Annotated in this window: 20 protein-coding genes, 1 tRNA gene and 1 riboswitch; of the genes, 15 read left to right on the forward strand and 6 right to left on the reverse strand. The window is 64.3% G+C overall.

The features are described from left to right. Positions 1–67: 67 nt before the first annotated feature. Genes bamA through fabZ form a run of 3 tightly spaced genes read left to right on the forward strand, consistent with a single transcriptional unit; the run spans position 68 to position 3,869 of the window. A complete protein-coding gene (bamA, locus tag HFP57_RS03325; RefSeq protein ID WP_176871124.1) occupies positions 68–2,752 on the forward strand; it encodes an outer membrane protein assembly factor BamA in 2,685 nt (894 codons plus the stop codon). Beyond that, positions 2,752–3,390, forward strand: a complete 639-nt coding sequence (locus tag HFP57_RS03330; RefSeq protein WP_176868469.1) for an OmpH/Skp family outer membrane protein — start codon at positions 2,752–2,754, stop codon at positions 3,388–3,390. The genes bamA and HFP57_RS03330 overlap by 1 nt, the downstream gene beginning before the upstream one ends. Further along, complete coding sequence (gene fabZ, locus HFP57_RS03335; protein ID WP_281363116.1) at positions 3,387–3,869, forward strand: 3-hydroxyacyl-ACP dehydratase FabZ; 483 nt, start codon at positions 3,387–3,389, stop codon at positions 3,867–3,869. The genes HFP57_RS03330 and fabZ overlap by 4 nt, the downstream gene beginning before the upstream one ends. A 438-nt stretch (positions 3,870–4,307) precedes the next feature. Here the strand turns inward: fabZ and HFP57_RS03340 are convergent, their stop codons facing one another. From HFP57_RS03340 to HFP57_RS03350, 3 genes are read right to left on the reverse strand one after another with little or no spacing between them, the layout of a single operon-like run. Next, positions 4,308–5,015, reverse strand: coding sequence for an ABC transporter ATP-binding protein (locus HFP57_RS03340; protein ID WP_176868470.1), 708 nt, complete (start codon positions 5,013–5,015; stop codon positions 4,308–4,310). Then, positions 5,012–5,980, reverse strand: coding sequence for a FecCD family ABC transporter permease (locus HFP57_RS03345; protein WP_176868471.1), 969 nt, complete (start codon positions 5,978–5,980; stop codon positions 5,012–5,014). Before HFP57_RS03345 ends, HFP57_RS03340 begins: the two co-directional genes overlap by 4 nt. Further along, complete coding sequence (locus HFP57_RS03350) at positions 5,977–6,786, reverse strand: ABC transporter substrate-binding protein (RefSeq protein WP_176868472.1); 810 nt, start codon at positions 6,784–6,786, stop codon at positions 5,977–5,979. The genes HFP57_RS03345 and HFP57_RS03350 overlap by 4 nt, the downstream gene beginning before the upstream one ends. Before the next feature lie 110 nt (positions 6,787–6,896). Then, positions 6,897–7,091, reverse strand: a riboswitch (cobalamin riboswitch). A gap of 103 nt (positions 7,092–7,194) precedes the next feature. On the opposite strand from HFP57_RS03350, the gene rpmE reads away from it, so the two are divergent. Beyond that, positions 7,195–7,425, forward strand: coding sequence for a 50S ribosomal protein L31 (gene rpmE, locus HFP57_RS03355; protein ID WP_176868473.1), 231 nt, complete (start codon positions 7,195–7,197; stop codon positions 7,423–7,425). 98 nt (positions 7,426–7,523) lie between these two features. Then, a complete protein-coding gene (locus HFP57_RS03360; RefSeq protein WP_176868474.1) occupies positions 7,524–7,757 on the forward strand; it encodes a hypothetical protein in 234 nt (77 codons plus the stop codon). 14 nt (positions 7,758–7,771) lie between these two features. Here the strand turns inward: HFP57_RS03360 and HFP57_RS03365 are convergent. Continuing rightward, positions 7,772–7,861, reverse strand: a tRNA-Ser gene (locus tag HFP57_RS03365). 107 nt (positions 7,862–7,968) lie between these two features. On the opposite strand from HFP57_RS03365, the gene HFP57_RS03370 reads away from it, so the two are divergent. The 10 genes from HFP57_RS03370 (at position 7,969) to mazG (ending at position 17,422) form a co-directional block, all read left to right on the forward strand. Continuing rightward, positions 7,969–9,000 (forward strand): lytic murein transglycosylase, encoded by a 1,032-nt coding sequence (locus tag HFP57_RS03370; RefSeq protein WP_176868475.1) that lies wholly within the window; start codon positions 7,969–7,971, stop codon positions 8,998–9,000. Beyond that, positions 8,984–9,976, forward strand: coding sequence for a septal ring lytic transglycosylase RlpA family protein (locus HFP57_RS03375; RefSeq protein WP_176868476.1), 993 nt, complete (start codon positions 8,984–8,986; stop codon positions 9,974–9,976). Before HFP57_RS03370 ends, HFP57_RS03375 begins: the two co-directional genes overlap by 17 nt. Positions 9,977–9,999: 23 nt before the next feature. Further along, positions 10,000–11,172, forward strand: a complete 1,173-nt coding sequence (locus HFP57_RS03380) for a D-alanyl-D-alanine carboxypeptidase family protein (RefSeq protein WP_176868477.1) — start codon at positions 10,000–10,002, stop codon at positions 11,170–11,172. A gap of 22 nt (positions 11,173–11,194) precedes the next feature. Further along, on the forward strand, positions 11,195–11,818 hold the full coding sequence (tmk, locus tag HFP57_RS03385; protein ID WP_176868478.1) for a dTMP kinase: 624 nt from the start codon (positions 11,195–11,197) through the stop codon (positions 11,816–11,818). Beyond that, a complete protein-coding gene (locus HFP57_RS03390) occupies positions 11,815–12,798 on the forward strand; it encodes a DNA polymerase III subunit delta' (protein ID WP_176868479.1) in 984 nt (327 codons plus the stop codon). The genes tmk and HFP57_RS03390 overlap by 4 nt, the downstream gene beginning before the upstream one ends. Then, positions 12,788–14,353: a methionine--tRNA ligase gene (gene metG, locus HFP57_RS03395; protein ID WP_176868480.1), complete on the forward strand. Its 1,566-nt coding sequence runs from the start codon at positions 12,788–12,790 to the stop codon at positions 14,351–14,353. The genes HFP57_RS03390 and metG overlap by 11 nt, the downstream gene beginning before the upstream one ends. 24 nt (positions 14,354–14,377) lie before the next feature. Further along, positions 14,378–15,154: a TatD family hydrolase gene (locus HFP57_RS03400; RefSeq protein ID WP_176868481.1), complete on the forward strand. Its 777-nt coding sequence runs from the start codon at positions 14,378–14,380 to the stop codon at positions 15,152–15,154. Next, positions 15,151–15,918 carry an MBL fold metallo-hydrolase gene (locus HFP57_RS03405; RefSeq protein ID WP_176868482.1) on the forward strand — a complete coding sequence of 256 codons (768 nt, stop codon included), beginning with the start codon at positions 15,151–15,153 and terminating at the stop codon, positions 15,916–15,918. Before HFP57_RS03400 ends, HFP57_RS03405 begins: the two co-directional genes overlap by 4 nt. After that, on the forward strand, positions 15,915–16,508 hold the full coding sequence (locus HFP57_RS03410; protein WP_176868483.1) for a retropepsin-like aspartic protease family protein: 594 nt from the start codon (positions 15,915–15,917) through the stop codon (positions 16,506–16,508). Before HFP57_RS03405 ends, HFP57_RS03410 begins: the two co-directional genes overlap by 4 nt. A 119-nt stretch (positions 16,509–16,627) precedes the next feature. Next, positions 16,628–17,422 carry a nucleoside triphosphate pyrophosphohydrolase gene (mazG, locus tag HFP57_RS03415; protein WP_176868484.1) on the forward strand — a complete coding sequence of 265 codons (795 nt, stop codon included), beginning with the start codon at positions 16,628–16,630 and terminating at the stop codon, positions 17,420–17,422. Here the strand turns inward: mazG and hflX are convergent. Both hflX and hfq read right to left on the reverse strand, forming a co-directional pair. Further along, positions 17,419–18,729, reverse strand: a complete 1,311-nt coding sequence (gene hflX, locus HFP57_RS03420) for a GTPase HflX (RefSeq protein WP_176868485.1) — start codon at positions 18,727–18,729, stop codon at positions 17,419–17,421. The two genes, mazG and hflX, sit on opposite strands and share 4 nt — an antisense overlap. A 10-nt stretch (positions 18,730–18,739) precedes the next feature. Continuing rightward, positions 18,740–19,267 carry an RNA chaperone Hfq gene (gene hfq, locus HFP57_RS03425; protein ID WP_176868486.1) on the reverse strand — a complete coding sequence of 176 codons (528 nt, stop codon included), beginning with the start codon at positions 19,265–19,267 and terminating at the stop codon, positions 18,740–18,742. Positions 19,268–19,327: the final 60 nt, after the last annotated feature.

Genomic DNA, 19,327 nt, shown 5'->3' on the forward strand with positions numbered 1-19,327 from the left:
AATAAGGGCGGTTTGCGTGCATCTGAGTAACCGAAGATTTTCGAAGCGGGCGCGGCTTTCTGGGCTGATGCTGGGTACGATGCTGGGCGGCTTCGCCGTGCCGGCGGTCGCGCAACAGGCGCCGCCGTCTCCACCCCCGGCGCCCGCTCAGGGACCGGCACCGCAGTTCGACACCGGCGCCCAGGCCGTGGATGCCGCCAGCCAGCTGCCCGAGGGCCAGGTCATTCGCGCGGTTCTCGTCGAAGGGTCGCAGCGGATCGAACCCGATACGGTACGCTCCTATGTCGAGCTTCAGCCCGGCGCGACCTATACGCGCGAGGATCTCGACGAGGCGCTGCGCGACCTGTTCGAGACCGAACTGTTCGCCGATGTCGAAATCCGCGACAATCAGGGCGAGCTGACGATCGTCGTCCAGGAAAACCCGGTCATCAACCGCATCCTGCTCGAAGGCAATCGCCGTCTCGACGACGAGGATATCCGCGGCGAGATCCGGCTCGCGCCGCGCCAGATATTCACCCGTTCGCGCGCCCGCGCCGATGTCGCGCGGATCATCGAACTCTACCGCCGCCGCGGGCGGTTCGCCGCCACCGTCGTGCCGCAGATGGTCGAGCTCGACCAGAACCGCGTCGATATCGTGTTCGAGATCAGCGAGGGCCCGCGCTCCCGCGTCCAGCAGATCAACGTCATCGGCAACGAGGTGTTCTCGGACAGCGACCTGCGCTCCGAAATGGCGACGAAACAGTCGCGCTTCTTCCGTTTCTTCTCGTCGAGCGACACGTTCGATCCCGATCGTCTCGCCTTCGACCAGCAGCGCCTCCGGCAATTCTACCTGACCGAAGGCTATGCCGATTTCCGCGTGGTATCGGCGGTCGCCGAACTGACGCCCGACCGGCGCGACTTCATCATCACCTATGTGGTGGAGGAAGGCGAGCGCTATCGCTTCGGCGAGCTCGAACTCGACAGCGACCTGCGCGATTTCCGCTCCGAACAGTTCACCAGCTTCATCCCGATGCAGACCGGCGACTGGTACAACGCCCAGCAGATCGAGGACACTGTCGACCGGCTCAACGAGACCGCGGGCCTGCTCGGCTATGCGTTCGCGGAGACGCGGCCCGAATTCAACATCAACCGCGATGACCGGACGATGGACGTCCGCTTCCGGATCGAACAGACGCCGCGCGTCTATATCGAGCGGATCGACATCAACGGCAACACGCTGACCCGCGACAAGGTCATCCGCCGGGAGTTCCGCCTGCAGGAAGGCGACGCGTTCAACAGTTTCCTCGTCCGCCGGTCGCAGAGCCGCATCCAGTCGCTCGGCTTCTTCCAGGAAAATTTCGAGATCGAGCAATCGCCCGGCTCGGCGCCCGACCGGATCGTGCTGACCGCCAATGTCGAGGAAAACGCGACCGGCGAGCTGCAGGTTTCGGCCGGTTTCTCGAGCCTCGAGCGGTTCATCCTCAATTTCTCGGTGCGCCAGCGCAACTTCCTCGGCAAGGGCCAGGAGCTGCGCGCCGGCGTCAATTATTCGAGCTTCTCCAACTCGATCGAACTGGGTTTCACCGAACCCTATCTGTTCGACCGCAACATCGCGGTCGGCGTCGACCTGTTCCGCCGCGATTTCGATTCGTTCAACTTCATCGGCAACGACCGCAACACGACCTTCGAACAGATCAGCACCGGGTTCCAGGTCCGCGCCGGCGTGCCGCTGACCGAATATTGGACGCTCGCGCTGCGCTACGGGCTGAGCCAGGAAGACGTCACGCTCGATCGCAACACCTTCTTCATCAACGACGAGTGCAGCCCGCTGCTCGCCGGCCGCTTCCTCTGCGACACGATCGGCGAACGGATCATTTCGAGCGTCGGCTATTCGCTGGTCTACAACAATCTCGACAACAATGTCCGCCCGTCGAGCGGCCGCCGGATCATCCTGAGCCAGGATTTTGCCGGCGTGTTCGGCGATGTCCGCTATCTGCGCACGCGGATCGACGCCGACCAGTTTTTCAACATCGGATCGGGCTTCATCTTCGGTCTCAGCGCCGAGGCCGGTTATATCCAGTCGTTCGAAAATCGCGGCGGGGCGGGGGTCGACGATGTCCGCCTGACCGACCGCTTCTTCCTCGGCGAACCGCAAATCCGCGGCTTCGACATTCGCGGCGTGGGACCGCGCGTACAGCGCTTCTCCTACGAGCCGGGCACCAACAATCTGATCACCGACGAACGGTTCGTCACCGACGACGCGATCGGCGGCCGCGCTTATTATCTGGCGCGCGCCGAACTGGAAATCCCGCTCGGCTCGGGTGCTCGCGAACTCGGCTTCCGCCCGTCGATCTTCATTGATGCCGGCGCCGTATTCGGCGTGACCGATCCGGAGCTGCAGACATTTCCGTGTCTGGACGAGGACGGCAACGAAGTCGGCAGGACGCCGTGTACGGGTGATAGTATTCCCGGCCCGATCAATATACGGTTGTTGGACACAGACGGAACCCCGCTTTTCATTGACTCTAGCGGCGTCCTTACAAGGGACCCGGTGGATGAAGATGGCGATCCGCATGATCCGGCGTTCAACTCTCGCCCCCCATTCCTCGAACGTTTCGTCGGCGATTCGCCGTCGCCGCGTGTTACGATCGGTGCGGGTGTATCCTGGAACTCGCCATTCGGGCCGTTCCGTATCGACCTCGCCTACGCCCTTCTTCAGGAGGAAGGCGACGAGGACAAAATCTTCTCATTCAACATAGGAACACAATTCTGATGTTTTCAAAAACCAAAACCTTTTTCGCAGGACTGCTGCTCGCGCTTCCGATGGTCGCCGCGACGCCGGCCCACGCCCAGGCCCGCGGCGTCGGCGTGGTGAGCGTCGATGCGGCGATCCAGCAGACGACCGCCTATCAGACGGCCGCGACGCAGATCCAGAGCACCTATGCCGCCCAGATCCAGCAGGCCCAGACGCGGGCGACCGCGCTCGAGGCCGAACTCCGCCCGCTGCAGCAGGCTGCACAGGCTGCCCAGCAAGCCAACCCGGAGACCGCCGGCCCCGCGATCGAGGCGTTCAACACGCGCCAGCAGGCCGCGCAGCAGGAGCTTGCGACGATCCGCCGGCCGGTGCTGCTCGCCACGCAATATGTTCGTGAGCAGATCGCGATACAGTTCAACGACGCGCTGACCGCCGCGATGGCCGCTAGCAATGTCGATCTCGTGCTCGAGCCGAACGCGGTTGCGACGCTCGCGCCGAACTCGACAGCCAATATCACGGCGGCCGTCACGACGCAGCTCAACACCCGGGTGCCGAGCGTGCAGGCGATCCCGCCGGCGGGCTGGAACCCCGGTGACACGCTGCGCGCCGCACAACAGGCCGCACAGCCGGCCGCGAGCCAGCCTGAAGGCCGGTGAACGACACCGCTTCGCAGGATACCACCGCCATCGGCCCGCTTGATATCAAGCGGGTGATGGCGGCCATCCCGCACCGCTATCCGTTCCTGCTCGTCGACCGGGTCGAGCAGATCGTTCCGGGCGAGTCGATCGCCGCGATCAAGGCCGTGTCGATGAACGAGGAATTCTTCCAGGGGCATTTCCCCGGCCGGCCGATCATGCCCGGGGTGCTGATCATCGAGGCGCTGGCCCAGGCAGCCGCGATCATGGCGGTCGAGGAGCTGGACCTGCTCGAAAGCGGCAAGCTCGTCTATTTCATGGCGATCGACGGGGCCAAGTTCCGTGCGCCGGTCGAACCGGGCTGCCTGCTGACGCTCAAGGTCGAGTACGCCAAGAAGCGATTCCCCGTCTGCAAGTTCAGCGGCAAGGCCTATGTCGGCGACAAACTCGCCGCGGAAGCCGATTTCACCGCGATGATCGCCGATCCGCCCGAGGACTGAGCGTAGCGCCTTCGAGGCGAGTTCCTCTAGAAAATTCGTCATTGCGAGGAGCCGGAGGCGACGCGGCAATCCAGAGCGTATCGCGTTCGGCCCTGGATTGCTTCGCTACGCTCGCAATGACGATGCGCGTCCTGAGCATTCGTCGCTCTAGCAAAGGCTGGAATCTCCGGCCGTACATGTCCCGCCTATCCGTCTGAGACCCCGGCCTTCGCCGGGATGACGCGCAAAGACAGTTTGCCGGGCGGTTGTCCCATTCGGACAAGGATGGGGACAAAGCCCTCCCCCTTGATGGGGGAGGGTTGGGTGGGGGTGAGTCATCGGCACGCGATGGCTTCAGCGGACAGATCACCCCACCCCTGACCCCTCCCCATCAAGGGGAGGGGAACCATTCTCGCCAAAAATGGCGGAGGAGTCCCGTACCGGAGAGGATTTTGCCGGCTAAACCCGCATCCAGCGTCCATCGCGCTGCGCCACACCGAACACCTTCGATATGGTCGCCTCCGACAGCGTGTCGGACGGTGCGCCGTCGGCCACGATACGCCCCTTGTCGATGACGATAGCCCGGTCGCCATGCTGGCGCGCCAGATCGAGGTCATGGATCGAGACGATCACGGCCGCGCCATTTTCGGCTTCGGCGCGCAGCCGCGCCAATATCGCCAGCTGCCACTGCGGATCGAGGTTGGCGCAGGGCTCATCGAGCAGCACGGCGCTTGCCTGCGGCGCCAGCGCCCGGGCGATCATCACCCGCGAGCGCTCACCCGTGGACAGGTGATCGAGACGGCGGTCGGCGAGCGCGGACGCTTCCAGCGACGCCAGCGCGGCATCCACCCGGTCGCCCGACGGCGTGCCGGGCAGTCCCAGCGCGATATAGTCGCGCGCGCGGAGCGGCCAGCGCACTTCGCGTGACGCGCCCAGAAAGGCCAGGTGACGGATGCGCTGGGCCGGGGAAAGCGTGGTGATGGCGTCGCCGTCGACGCGGATGTCGCCCATGGTACCGGAAAGACCGGCGAGCGCATGCAACAGGCTCGTCTTGCCCGCGCCATTGGGTCCGACCAGCATCGTGATCGTGCCGCCCTCGAAAGCGAGGTCGCACGGTTCGAGCCGGTCCGCGATCGCGGCGCCCGTGGCAATGAGCCGCGCACTCATGGCCGTGCGCTCCAGCGCATATGCGCGACCAGCCAGAGGAAGAAGGGGGCGCCGAGCAGGGCGGTGAGTACGCCGATCGGAACCGACCGGTCGGGCGGCGCGAACCGGACGGCGATATCGGCGGCGAGCAGCAGCACGGCGCCGATCAACGCGGCCGGCAGGACCGCCCGGCCCGGATGGCCAGCGGTCAGCTTGCGCGCGATGACCGGCCCGACCAGGCCGATGAAACCGACCGCGCCGCATACCGAAACCGCCGCGCCGACGCCGATCGCGGTCGCAATGATGATGTTGCGCCGGAGCGCTGCGACGTCATGGCCCATCGCCTCGGCGACATCCTCGCCGAGCGCCAGCCTGTCGAGCGCCGGCGTGCAGCGCGCGAAATAGGCGATTGCCGCGAGCGCCGGTATCGCGGCAAAGGCGAGCTGGGGCAGGCTGCGGTCGACCAGCGATCCCATGAGCCAGGCATAGGCGTCATAAAAGGCGAAGGGCGAGGGCGCGAGGGCCAGCGCCAGCGCCGTGCCCGCTCCCGTAATCGCGCTGATCGCGATGCCCGCGAGCAGCAATGTCGCGGTTTCGGCGCGCGGCCCGGCGAGCATCAGCAGCAGGGCGAGCGCGATACCAGCGCCCGCCACCCCGCCGATCGCGACGCCGAACGGGCTCGCGAAACCGATCAGATAGGCGGTGATCACCGCGCCGAAGGCCGCGCCGCCGGTCGCGCCGGTAATATCGGGCGAGGCGAGGGGGTTGGCGAACAGGGCCTGGATCGCCGCGCCGCTCGCGCCCAGCACCGCGCCGTACACCAGCGCGAGCAGCGCGCGCGGCAGGCGGAGTTCGGCGACCACGATCCAGGCGAGATCGGGATCGGTCTCGAACAGCTCCGGCAGCGAATGCAGCGGCACCGTCAGCGACGCGATGGTCAGCGCCAGAACGAGCAGGACGAACAGCAGATAGAGACCCGGTCTCATCGTCCCAGCACCGCGCGCAACCGCCGGATTTCAGGAAGCATCGACGGCCCGGCGCAGGTCCAGCGCCGGCCATCGGTATCGACGATGCGCGTTCCCGGCGAGTTGTCGATGAACCGGAAACCAAGCCAATATTGGCCACGCGACGTCCGGCCGCGATGATAATCGCTGCGTATCACGGTCTCGGGCGGGTCGAGCAGCAGCGTCTCGGCGGCGACGCGCATACCCTGGCCCTCCGGCAACCGCGCTCCGGCAAGCGCCAGCCATTGGGCGCCGAGGCTCTGCTCGGCGAGGCTGTAGCCGCTGTCGCTGAGAAAGGTGACTTCGCGCATGGTCTCGGGACGATCGGCCTCGAAGCGGCGGATGGCGGCGATAATCCGCTGGCCGCGCTCTTCCCGGTCCAGCGCCGCGGCGACGGTGCGGACCGCGTTCTCGATATCGGCAATCGTCCGGGGAAAGGGGAGGGCGATCAGCTCGGCCCCGATCCGGTCGGCGAGCCGCTCCCTGTCCTGCGCGACGCCGCCCATCGTCAGGATAAGGTCGGGCCGGTATCCGGCGACCGCGACCACGCTGCCGTTATTCGCCGGATAGCGCCGGGCGGTGCGCCAGAAGGGAAATTCGTGACGATCCCGCGCCAGATGGGTGACCGACGCGATCTGGTCGGGCCGGGCGAGCAGCAGCAGCAGTTCGTCGGTGCACATATTGACCGAAACGACGCGGCTCGGGGCAGCCTGAGCGGCGCTGTCGAGGCCGAACCACAGGCAGGCGCACAGGCACAGGGCCACGACCGCGGGCAGGGGGCCTCGCACGTTACTCGTCTTCCTGCGGCGCTTCTCCGCCAAACTCGCTTCCTCCCGGCCATGTCGCCACGAAGGAAGCGCGCACGCGGCTTCCCGTCGCTCCGGCTGGTCCCGGCCGGGGGTCGGACGACGCAAAGGCAGGTCTCCTGGCTTGCGGATCGATCGCCTTTGATGTCCCCGCCTTCCCGAACCGGTGCGGTTCAGTGGCGTAATGGGACGGCTTTTCCGCTTACAGTTGCGGGCACAGCACCGGATTTCCGCCGGTTTCCCTTTTCACCGCGCTGATGCGCGGCACCTTTGCCAACTTCCGCCGCTACGCCCCGCCGCAAGCCCTTGTCAAGCGCCGCCTCAATCGCTAGATGCGCGCCTTCGCTTGTACCGGCTGGTCGGTAACCAGCCACGAAGAAAGCCAAAGCAATGAAAACCGATATTCATCCCGATTACCACATGATCACGGTCAAGATGACCGACGGCACCGAGTTTCAGACCCGCTCCACCTGGGGCGCGGAAGGCGATACGCTGAGCCTCGACGTGGACCCGAAATCGCACCCGGCCTGGACCGGCGGCAGCCGCAACCTCGTGGACAGCGGCGGGCGGATCGACCGTTTCAACAAGCGTTTTGGCGGGCTTACGCTCAAGAAGAACTAAGCGTTTTCGCGCTTTTTTTCGAACGACATGGAAAGCCGGCTCCTTTTCAGATAGCGAAAGGGAGCGCGATTGCGCGCGCCACCGGATAGGAGAGTTTTGTGGACGATTGGGAAACGGACGAAAACGGCAATTTCAAGATGCTCCGTTTTCACGGATATGAATCGGCAACCGCGCCGGGACATGTCCTGCTGAGGCTGCTCTACTTCAAGGAAGATACGGACCAGCCTGTTAACGTCCCCGACGGCCTCCAGATGCTGTTGACCCCGGACATGGCCCGCAAATTCGCCGCCGATCTCGTCGCCGGCGCGGATCAGGCCGACAAGGGCGAGTGAAGACACCGGGTTGATGGCGGACAGGGTGGGATTCGAACCCACGGTGAGCGTGAACCCACGCTGGTTTTCAAGACCAGTGCCTTAAACCACTCGGCCACCTGTCCGCTTCGCCTGCGCGCTTATCCTGCAAACGCCCTTGCGTGCAAGCGATACGACGAAAAGCTTTCCCTTGGCCCCGCCGCTATGGCAGGAGGGGGAGAAAGGGTAGTAAATGCGTCACCTTACCAAAATTCTTACACTGATCGCAGCCGTTCTCGGTTTTGGAGCCGCTGGTACCGCAGTTGCCCAGACCGATGCCGGTTTCCGCGCCTATATGGAACAGTTGCGGGCCGAAGCGATCGCGGAAGGCGTGCGTCCCGAAACGCTCGACCGGATCATCCCGACGCTCAGCTTCAATCCGCGGGTTATCCGGCTCGACCGCAACCAGCCCGGCGGCAGTTTCGATTCGCCGATCCCGCCTTTCGCCCCGTATCGGGCGCGCCACGTCAATCCGACGCGCATCGATGGCGGACGGGCGACATATCGCCGGGTGCGGGACCAGCTCAGGGAGATCGAGCAGCGCACCGGCGTCCCTGGCAAGATCGCCATCGCGATCTACGGGCATGAGACGAATTACGGCCGTATCACGGGCAATTTCGATCTGCCGCGCTCGCTCGCGACCCTAGCCTATGAGGGCCGCCGTCGCGAGCTGTTCGCTGGCGAATTCATCGCCGCCATGAAGATGATCGACCGCGGCGTTCCGCGCGACCGGCTGGTGGGCAGCTGGGCGGGCGCATTCGGCTATCCGCAATTCCTGCCCAGCGTCTATCTGCGCCTGGCGGTCGACGGCGACGGGGATGGCCGGGCGGAGATCTGGCGCAGCGAAGCCGATGCGCTCGCGTCCATCGAGAATTATCTGAGCAATGCCGGATGGCGCGCCGGCGAGCCTTGGGGGATCGCGGTCAACGTGCCGTCCTCGCTGGATCGCAACGCCGTTGCCAACCGCACGACGCCGACCCGGTGCCCGCGGGTCCATGAACGTCACAGCCGCTGGATGTCGATGGCCGAGTGGCGTGAACTCGGCATTCGCCCGCAAAACGGGGTGTGGCCCGATGACGGCATGATGGCGACGTTGCTAGAGCCGGATGGGCCGGGCAATACCGCCTATCTTCTCACCAACAATTATCGCGTGATACTCGACTATAATTGTTCGAATTTCTATGCGTTGTCGGTGGGGTTATTGGCCGATGCAATTGTTCGATAAGAAGCGATGGACGGTCCTGCCGGCGCTCGCCGCACTCGCCGCATGCAGCAGCGGCGGCCGCGAACTGCCGCCGGCTTCGGCGGGTGCAGACGGCTCCGTTTACGGCGCCGCCGTATCGGACACACCGGTCCAGATCGGTCCGCCCTACACGATCAACCGCCGCACCTATACGCCCGCCGATCCCTCGCATTATGACGAGGTGGGGCTTGCCTCCTATTATGGCGCCGAGCTTTCGGGCCGGCCGACAGCCAACGGCGAACGATTCCGTCCCTCGGGGATCAGCGCCGCGCACCGGACCCTGCCGCTGCCGTCCTATGTCGAGGTAACGGCGCTGCAGACCGGCCGCACAATCCTCGTCCGGGTCAACGATCGCGGGCCGTTCGCCGGGGATCGGATCATCGATCTTTCGGTCGGCGCCGCGCGGCAGCTCGGCATAGTGGAGCGGGGGACGGCACCGGTCCGCGTCCGACGCGTCCAGCCTGTCGAAAGCGATCGCGCGCGGCTGCGCGCGGGCCAACCCGCCCAACCGCGCCTGCAGACCTCGCCGCAGCTGCTCGAAGCCCTGCGCGCGCAGTTCGAGCGCGGCGGCGGAATCATTCCGCAAGCAACACCATCGCCCGACGCACCGGCCTCGACGGGCCAGGCGGCAACTTCGGGCGGCAACGCGGGCCCGTCCAATGCAGGTGTGAACTGGCAGATAGAGGAGGAACCGCAATCCCGGCCCGTGCAGTCCGCCCCACCGGCCGCAGCCGGCGACTATTACGTTCAGCTCGGCGCGTTCTCCAACGCCGCCAATGCGCAAAGGCTCGCCAACCGGGCGCAACGCCTCGGCACGGTGCGCATCGTTTCGGCGGGTTCCATCCGCCGCGTCAGGCTCGGACCCTATCCGACCCAGGCGGCCGCGCGCCAGGCATTGTCACAGGTGCGGTCGGCCGGATTTGGCGACGCCCGAATTTTCCGCGATCCCGCCCAGTAGCGGGACAGACAAGAAAGAGAGTTATGAGCAAGGCTTCCGTTCTTCTCGCTGTGGCGCTGACCGCGATGGTCGCGCCCGGCCATGCCGAACGCCCCCGCTACGACGGCGATCCGCCCATCGCCTATCTGATCGACATGAGTTCGGGCGCGGTGTTGTTCGCGCGCGATGCAGACCGGCGGATCCCGCCCGCATCGATGGCGAAGATGATGACCGCGCATGTCGCGTTCGACCTGCTCGACGAAGGCGAGATCAGCCTCGATCAGGAATGCATGGTGCGCCCGGAAACGTGGCGGCAATGGCACGGGCCGAGCGCCGGATCGACGATGTTCCTGTCGCCCGGTGAACGGGTCAGCATCGAGAACCTTCTCTATGGCGTGGTCACGGTATCGGGCAACGATGCCAGCGTCGTGCTCGCCGAATGCCTGTCGGGAACGGAAACGGCCTTTGCCGCGCTGATGAACCGCAAGGCGGAAGAACTCGGTCTTGAAAACAGCCGGTTCGGCAACAGCACGGGCTGGCCCGACGAAGGTAGGACCTATGTCACGGCGCGCGATCTCGCCCGGCTGGCGATTGCGACAATCCGCCGCTATCCCGAATATTACAGCCAGTTCTACGGTCGCCGCGAGTTTACCTGGGGCGAGACGATGAGCGGTCAGCCCATCACCCAGCCCAATCGCAATCCGCTGATGGGAAATGTAGACGGCGCGGACGGTCTCAAGACCGGCCACACCGAAGAAGCCGGCTATGGCTTTACGGGCTCCGCCGTTCAAAACGGACGCCGCCTCGTCATGGTCCTGGCGGGTCTCGATTCCTATCGCGGGCGGATCAGCGAAGCGACCCGCTTCATGGAATGGGGATTCAACGCCTGGCGGTCGGTCCAGCTCGTATCGAGCGGCGGACGCGTCGGCACGGCGCGGGTGCAGGGCGGAAGCGCAGGCGAAGTCGGACTCGTGGCACCGCGCGATCTTGCCGTGACCGTGCCGGCGGGCCTCGCTTCCGAACGACAGGTCAAGATCGTGTACGAAGGACCGATCCGCGCACCGATCGCCGAAGGTCAGCATATCGCGGACTTGGTGGTGGAGACGCCGGACATGCCCGCCCAGCGGTTGCCGCTGGTCGCAGCGGAAGCGGTCGGCGAGCGCGGCTTTTTCGGGCGGGTCTGGGCTGGTCTCAAATCGCTGCTCGGCATTGGATAGCGGGAGTGGGGGATAGGCAGGGGTGCGCGGCAAATTCATAACGCTCGAAGGCGGCGAGGGCGCCGGCAAATCGACGCAGGCCAGGCTTTTGACGTCATGGCTTCACGATCGGGGATTTGAAACCGTCGAAACCCGCGAACCCGGCGGAACGCCGGGAGCCGACGCGATCCGCGCATTGTTGCTGGACGGAGATACGCCGTTCACGCCCACCGCCGAAGCCCATCTGTTCGCGGCAGCGCGCGCCGATCATGTCGAAACGCTGATCCGCCCGGCACTCGCAGCCGGTAGATGGGTGGTGTGCGACCGGTTCGTGGATTCGACGCTCGCCTACCAGGGCGCGGCGGGAAAGCTCGGCGTGGATCTGGTCCGCTCGATCAATGAAACGGCGATCGGCGACACCTGGCCGGATCTCACCATATTACTGCGGACCGACACGGATACGGGCACGCGCCGGGCGATCGCCCGCGATGGAGCCGAGACCGATCGGTTCACGAATCGGGATTTCGCTTTCCATCGCGCCGTGGGTAAGGCCTTTGATAATTTTGCGGAGAGGGAACCGGTGCGCTTTGCGGTGGTCGACGGGACCAAAAGTATAGAACAGGTGGCAGGCGCGATCCGATCGGCGGTAGAGACGCGGCTGCTATGAAGCTTTTTGGCCAGGATACCGCGATCGACGCGTTCCGCGATGCGATGGACAGCGGGAAACTGCACCATGCCTGGCTGCTTGCCGGGCCCAGGGGCGTCGGCAAGGCGCTGTTCGCCGACATGGCGGCGCGGCGTATGCTGGCCCAGGCCGCGCGGCCGGAAGGGCTGGGGGAGGGACTGTCCGTCCCTGACATCCATCCGACAGCGCAGCTGATCGATGCGGGGAGCCATCCCGACCTGCGCCGTCTCGCCAGGCTTCCCAGGGACCGCAAGCCCGAGGAGCTGGCGCGCAACATCACGGTCGACCAGGTTCGCGGGATCCAGTCGCTGTTCGCGACCACGCCGTCGATGTCCGACTGGCGGGCGGTGGTCATCGACGCGATCGACGATCTCGAACGACCGGCGGCCAATGCGTTGCTCAAAAATCTCGAGGAACCGCCGTCCAATTGCGTGTTCCTGCTCGTCTGCCACAACCCTGGCCGGGTGCTGCCCACTATCCGGTCGCGCTGCAGAATGCTGAGATTTTCGCGGCTTTCGCCTGACGCCATGACGTCAGCCATTGCTCAGGCCGCGCCTGATCTGGATGCGGACGAGCGTACGGCCCTTGTACGGATCGGCAATGGCGCGCCCGGCCAGGCGCTGCACTATGCCGGACTCGATATCGCAGCGCTCGATGCGACCATCGGTTCGCTGATCGCCGAAGGGGACGCAGGCAATCGCGCCCGCGCGGCGCTGGCGCAGAGCCTCGGTCTCAAGAACGCGCAGCCTCGCTACGAGGCCTTTCTGGATCGCGCGCCGTCGGCGATCGCGGCGCATGCGCGGACATTGGAGGGCAGGGCGCTCCAAAAGGCCGTATCCGTCTGGGAAGAGGCCCGCGCGCTGGCCGGCGGTGCGCAACGGCTGTCACTCGACCCGCAAACCACTGTTTTCGCGCTTGCCGGACTGCTCGCTTCGCTGCATGAACCCCGGCATGACGCCTGATTCCAAGCCTTTCTACATCACCACCGCGATCAGCTATCCCAATGGGCGGCCGCATATCGGCCATGCCTATGAAGCGATCGCGACCGACGCGATCGCCCGCTTCCACCGGCTTGCGGGCCGCGATGTCCGGTTTCAGACAGGTGTCGACGAGCACGGCCTGAAAATGGTCAAGACCGCGCGCGAACGCGGCATGGATATCCGCGATTTCGCCGATGAAATGACGCAATATTTCATCGAGATGAATAAAATTCTTAATATTCAATATGATCGCTTCATCCGGACGACCGAGGAGGCGAACCACCGCGCCGCGCAGGAGATCTGGCGACGGATGGAGGCCAGAGGCGATTTGTATCTCGATCGCTATGAGGGTTGGTACTCGGTCCGCGACGAAGCCTATTATGACGAGAAGGAGCTGATCGACGGGGAGGGGGACGAAAAACTCTCACCCCAAGGCACGCCAGTCGAGTGGACAGTCGAGGAAAGCTGGTTCTTCAAGCTCTCAAATTACCAGGACAAGCTCCTCGAATTATACGAAAACGACCCCGAATTCCTGAAACCGGATAGCCGCCGCAACGAGATCGCCCGGTTCGTCGAAAGCGGACTGCGCGACCTTTCGATTTCGCGCACCAGCTTCGATTGGGGCGTCAAAGTGCCCGGCCACGAAGATCATGTCATGTATGTCTGGCTCGATGCGCTGACCAACTATCTGACAGGCCTCGATTTTCCGGACGAGGAGGGGCTTTACGCCCGCTATTGGGGCGAGGATGCCGAAAGCGTCCATATCATCGGCAAGGATATCGTCCGCTTCCACACCGTTTATTGGCCAGCCTTTCTGATGAGCGCCGATCTGCCGCTGCCGTCGCGCGTCTTCGGCCACGGTTTCCTGCTCAATCGTGGGCAAAAAGAGTCAAAATCGCTCGGTAATGTGACCGATCCGATCGAACTCGCCGAGACATTCGGCGTGGATTCGGTCCGCTATTTCCTGCTCAGCGAGGTCAGTTTCGGGCGGGACGGCAGCTACTCGGCCGAAGCCATCGTCAATCGCTGTAATGCCGATCTGGCTAACGATCTCGGCAATCTGGCCCAGCGTACGCTGTCCATGATCGCCAAGAATTTCGACGGCAAAGTGCCGGAACCCGGCAACCCGACCGATGCCGATTGCACGCTGATGGCGACTTTCGACGCTATCCCGAAACAGGCCGCCGAGGCGATGGACGAATTCGCGATCCACCAGGCGCTGGAGGCGATCTGGCGCGGGGCGGGGGAAGCCAATCTCTACATCTCGGAGGAACAGCCCTGGTCGGTGCGCAAGACCGATCCCGATCGCGCCGGAACTATCCTCTATCGCTCGGCCGAAGCCGTGCGCCAGCTCGCAATCCTCGCGCGCTGGGCGATCCCCGCCTCGGCCGATGCGCTGCTCGACCAGCTGGCCCAACCCGAAGAGGCGCGCGACTTCGCCGCGCTCGGCCAACCGCTCAAACCCGAACTCGAACTGCCCGCACCCCAGGGCGTCTTTCCGCGGCTGGAATTGCCCGAAGAGCAGGGTGACAGTTAGGGCACGAAGCCCTATCTCGGCGCCATGTTCGTCGATAGTCACTGCCATCTCAATTACGAAGGTCTGGTCGAGCGTCAGGATGATGTCATCGAGGCCGCGCGCGCACGCGGTGTATCGACGATGCTCAACATCTCCACGCGCGAACGCGAATGGGATGCGATCATCGGAACCGCGGAAAAGGCGGACGATATCTGGGCCTCGGTCGGCATTCACCCGCATGAAGCCGATGCGCACCCCGATATCGATACCGCGAAGCTCGTGGCCAGGGCCGATCATCCGCGCGTCGTGGCGATCGGCGAGACGGGCCTCGACTATTATTACGAGCATTCGGACCGCGCGCGCCAAAAGGCGAGTTTCCGGGCCCATATCGCCGCGTCCCGCGAAACGGATCTGCCGCTTATCGTCCACACGCGCGATGCCGAGGACGACACGGCGGAGATCCTGGCCGACGAAATGGGGAAGGGACCATATCGCGGCGTCATCCACTGTTTCACGGCCAGCCAGGATTTCGCCGATATCGCGCTCGATCTGGGCTTCTATATCTCGATTTCCGGCATCGTGACGTTCAAGAATGCGAAGGATTTGCAGGCGACGGCCGCCAAACTCCCGGCCGACCGGCTGCTGATCGAAACGGATTCGCCCTTTCTCGCCCCGGTCCCGAATCGCGGGAAGACCTGCGAGCCGGCCTTCGTCGCGGACACGGCGGCGTTCCTGGCTGACCTGCGCGGCGAGCCGGTGGAAGAGCTCGCGGCTTATACGACGCGCAACTTCCGTACATTGTTCGACAAGACCGCCGCGTGAAGGTTCGCATTCTCGGCTGCGGCACCTCGTCGGGCGTTCCGAAGATCGGCAATGACTGGGGCGCCTGCGACCCGGACGAACCGAAAAACCGGCGGATGCGCTCTTCGATCCTCGTTTCCGCCGACAATCATAACATCCTTGTCGATACCGGACCGGATCTGCGCCAGCAGATGCTCGAGGCAAAGGTCAAACGGGTGGATCATGTTATCTGGACGCATGAGCATGCCGATCATTGCCATGGTATCGACGAACTCCGGCAGCTCTATTTCGCGCTGGGCGGACCGATACCCTGCCTTGCGCGGCCGCGCACCTTGCGGGAGCTGCAGCAGCGTTTCGATTTCGCATTTCGCGGCAACGGCCCCTATCCGTCCTATGCGCAGGGCCTGGCGCTGACCGACCGGGTAATGCTGGGCAGCGTAACGGTCACCGCGGCGGACATGCCGCACGGCACGATCACCTCGGCCGCCCTGCGCTTCGATCATGGCGGCAAGAGCATCGCCTATACGACCGATTTCACCGGGCTGCCGGCCAAGGCCTTCGAGTGCGTCGAGGGTGTCGATGTCTGGGTCGTCGACGCGTTGCGCCGCCGCGAGCATCCGACGCACCCGCATCTCGCGCAAACGCTCGAATGGATTGACAAAGCCCGGCCGAAACGCGCGATACTGACGCATATGGACCATTCGATGGATTACGCGACGCTCTGCGCCGAACTGCCGCCCGGCGTCGAGCCCGGCTATGACGGGATGGAGGTGGATTTCGGATGAGCGACGGGCAGGGCATCAGTCTCGTCTGGGCGGTCATCATGCTGGTGATCGTCGTCAGCGCGCTGGCCAGTCGGCGGATTCCGTTGGGGCAGGCGGCAAAAATGGCCGTGGCCTGGATCGCGATCTTTGCAATCGGCCTCACCATCTACGCTTTTCGCAACGATATCAAGGCGTTCGGACAGAGAATCTGGTACGAAATCGACCCGCCTGAAACGGTGGCGGACGGAGAAGCGCTGCGGATCCGCAAATCGCCCGACGGCCATTTTTGGGTGGACGTACGGATCAACGGCAATGAAGAGCGCTTCCTGATCGACAGCGGCGCGACGGTGACGGCGCTATCCGTCGGCGCCGCGACGCGGTCCGGCGTCGAACCCGGTGGCGGCTTCCCGATGATCCTGAATACCGCCAATGGCGCGATTTCCGCCGATCGGGCGAGGGCCGAAACGCTGATCGTGGGGACGATCCGCCGCGACGACATGCCGGTCGTGATCGCGGAAGAATTTGGCGGCACCAACGTCCTAGGCATGAACTTTCTTTCGTCTTTGTCCAGCTGGAGCGTCCAAGGGGACTGGCTCGTCCTCGAGCCGTGAAATCCGTGCCCGCCAGTCATTGGCCCGGGCGTTTTTTGCATCTAGACGGGACGGAAGGGCCTGAAGGCCTCGAAGAGCCCTTTATTTAACATAATGTATATTATCGGGATAGTAGATCCATGGACGTGACATGCCCCTCTCGGCCGGATGACCATCTCGGCGACCGGATTTCGCGGCTCGCGACGATCATGGAGCGCTTACGCGATCCGAAAACCGGTTGTCCCTGGGATGTCGAACAGGATTTCACCTCGATCGCACCGTACACGATCGAGGAAGCCTATGAGGTTGCCGATGCGATCGAGCGCGACGACATGGCGGCGCTCAAGGACGAACTCGGCGACCTGCAACTGCAGGTCGTGTTCCACGCCCGCATGGCCGAGGAAGCCGGTCATTTCGCGCTGTCCGACGTGCTCGACGGCATTTCCGACAAGATGATCCGCCGGCACCCGCATGTATTCGGTCCGGAAGCGGACAATGGCGATGCAGGTCCGGGCTGGGAGGCCATCAAGGAGGCGGAGCGGGCGGAAAAGGGCGGACATAGTACGCTGGATGGGGTTGCGACCGCACTTCCCGCGCTATTGCGCGCCGAAAAACTCCAGAAGCGGGCAGCGCGTGCCGGATTCGACTGGCCGGATGCGACCGGTCCAAGGGCCAAGATCGAGGAAGAAATTTCCGAAGTGGAATGTGCCAAGAACGACACGCAACGCACTGAAGAGATTGGAGATTTACTATTCGCGGTCGTCAACTGGGCGCGCCATCTCAAAATCGACCCGGAAGCCGCGCTGCGGGCCGCGAACGCCAAGTTCGAGCGGCGTTTCAGAACCATGGAAGAACGCGCTGGCGCCGGCTTTTCCGGGCTTTCGCTCGACGAGATGGAACGGCTTTGGGCGGCCGCGAAGCGTGAAGAAGCCTAGCCGGCCTCTACCCGGTCCTGAAAACGGTCCCAATCGATCGCCGAGAGTTTTACCGAAACATGCATGATATCGCCGTCAACATGTTGATCCAGAACGCTTCCGTTGCGGTGAAGCCAGGCGAGATTTTCGCCATCGGACAGCTGAAGCCGCACATCGTGCACGGCACGACCGCGATCGAGCCGTTCGGCGATCAGGAGGCGCAGACCCTCGATCCCCTCCCCGGTCAACGCCGAGACCGCGACCACGTCGGCACGGCGATCGGCGGCGTTGCACAACTGTTCGCGCGCCGCATCCTCGAGCGCGTCGATCTTGTTCCACGCCTCGATCAGCGGGGCACTCCCCTCCCCGTCGATCGCGTCGATCTCCTTCAGCACCGTCTCGACATCGGCGCTCTGCGCGTCGCTGTCGGGATGCGAAACGTCGCGCACATGGACGATGAGATCCGCCGCATTGACCTCCTCCAGAGTGGCGCGGAACGCGGCGACCAACTGGGTCGGCAGATCCGACACGAAGCCGACCGTGTCGGACAGGATCGCCTTGTCGAGGCCGGGTAATGTTATCTCGCGCATCGTCGGATCGAGCGTGGCGAACAGCAAATCCGCCGCCATGACGTCACCGCCCGTCATCCTGTTGAAAAGCGTCGATTTTCCGGCATTCGTATAGCCGACGAGCGCGATGACCGGCCACGGCGCCTTCTGCCGGCGGGCCCGGTGCAGGCTGCGCGTCCGCCGCACCTGTTCGAGTTCGCGGCGCAGTTTCGCCATCCGGTCGCGGATCATGCGCCTGTCAGCCTCGATCTGGGTCTCGCCCGGACCGCCGAGAAAACCGAAACCGCCGCGCTGCCGTTCCAGGTGGGTCCAGCTCCTGACAAGCCGCCCGGCCTGATAGTCGAGATGCGCGAGTTCGACCTGCAAACGCCCTTCCGCGGTCGCCGCGCGCTCGCCGAATATTTCGAGGATCAGCCCCGTTCGATCAATGACCTTGATCTTGAGTTCATCTTCGAGGTTCTTTTGCTGAACGGGCGTCAGGGCCGCGTCGACAATGGCGAGATCGGCTGCGGCAAGCCGCGTTTCCACGGCGAGGCTTTCCACCTGTCCCTTGCCGAACAGCGTGGCCGGCCGCGCCTGGCGCAGTTTGACCGCGCGTTTCTCGGCGACCTCGATGCCGATCGCCTCCGCCAGCCCCGCCGCCTCTTCGAGCCGCGCATCGCTGTCGCGGCTGTCCTCGCGCCCGAAATCGGGAAAGACGATCAGCGCGCGGTCACCGCGCCTCAGGCCGTCAAGTTCGTCGCGGTCGAAAACGCTCAAAGCCGAAGACTCAGGATGGCGCGTCTGGATCGGCGCTGCCGAGATCGATCGCATTGGCGGGCTGGATCGTCGAAATCGCATGTTTGTAGACCAGCTGCGACTGGCCGTCGCGGTTCAGCAGCAGGCAGAACAAGTCGAACGCGGCCACTTCGCCCTGCAGCATTACCCCGTTGACGAGAAACATCGTCACCGGATCGCGCTCGCGCTTGACGGCATTGAGGAAGATTTCCTGCAGCAGCTTGCCGCGTTTTTCTTCCGCGAAGGCCTCCTCGATCTCCGTCATATCCATCGGCCCGCCGGGCATGATGGTCGAGATCGCGTGTTTATAGACGAGTTGCGACTGGCCATCGCGGCGCAGCAGCACCGAGAAGTTGTCAAACCAGGTGATGACGCCCTGGAGCTTCACGCCCTTCACGAGAAACATCGTGACCGGCGTTTTGCTTTTACGCAGCGTGTTGAGAAACAGATCCTGAAGTATATTGACCTTTTCAGCCATTTTCGGCCTCCGGTTCTTGGCGGGTCGTGGCCCGCTGGGCATCGTTTTTCGACGTCTGTTCGACAAGGCGGCGACCCGCCTCTTTCCGAAATGTAGGTGGGG

This window comes from Parasphingopyxis algicola, from assembly GCF_013378075.1.
GTDB lineage: Bacteria > Pseudomonadota > Alphaproteobacteria > Sphingomonadales > Sphingomonadaceae > Parasphingopyxis > Parasphingopyxis algicola.

Bases quoted from the DNA above. Each gene is read 5' to 3' on its own strand.
- bamA (WP_176871124.1), top strand. From the start codon at position 68: ATGCTGGGTACGATGCTGGGCGGCTTCGCCGTGCCGGCGGTCGCGCAA.
- HFP57_RS03330 (WP_176868469.1), top strand. From the start codon at position 2,752: ATGTTTTCAAAAACCAAAACCTTTTTCGCAGGACTGCTGCTCGCGCTT.
- HFP57_RS03340 (WP_176868470.1), bottom strand. From the start codon at position 5,015: ATGAGTGCGCGGCTCATTGCCACGGGCGCCGCGATCGCGGACCGGCTC.
- HFP57_RS03345 (WP_176868471.1), bottom strand. From the start codon at position 5,980: ATGAGACCGGGTCTCTATCTGCTGTTCGTCCTGCTCGTTCTGGCGCTG.
- rpmE (WP_176868473.1), top strand. From the start codon at position 7,195: ATGAAAACCGATATTCATCCCGATTACCACATGATCACGGTCAAGATG.
- HFP57_RS03370 (WP_176868475.1), top strand. From the start codon at position 7,969: ATGCGTCACCTTACCAAAATTCTTACACTGATCGCAGCCGTTCTCGGT.
- HFP57_RS03375 (WP_176868476.1), top strand. From the start codon at position 8,984: ATGCAATTGTTCGATAAGAAGCGATGGACGGTCCTGCCGGCGCTCGCC.
- HFP57_RS03380 (WP_176868477.1), top strand. From the start codon at position 10,000: ATGAGCAAGGCTTCCGTTCTTCTCGCTGTGGCGCTGACCGCGATGGTC.
- HFP57_RS03390 (WP_176868479.1), top strand. From the start codon at position 11,815: ATGAAGCTTTTTGGCCAGGATACCGCGATCGACGCGTTCCGCGATGCG.
- metG (WP_176868480.1), top strand. From the start codon at position 12,788: ATGACGCCTGATTCCAAGCCTTTCTACATCACCACCGCGATCAGCTAT.
- HFP57_RS03400 (WP_176868481.1), top strand. From the start codon at position 14,378: ATGTTCGTCGATAGTCACTGCCATCTCAATTACGAAGGTCTGGTCGAG.
- HFP57_RS03410 (WP_176868483.1), top strand. From the start codon at position 15,915: ATGAGCGACGGGCAGGGCATCAGTCTCGTCTGGGCGGTCATCATGCTG.
- mazG (WP_176868484.1), top strand. From the start codon at position 16,628: ATGGACGTGACATGCCCCTCTCGGCCGGATGACCATCTCGGCGACCGG.
- hfq (WP_176868486.1), bottom strand. From the start codon at position 19,267: ATGCCCAGCGGGCCACGACCCGCCAAGAACCGGAGGCCGAAAATGGCT.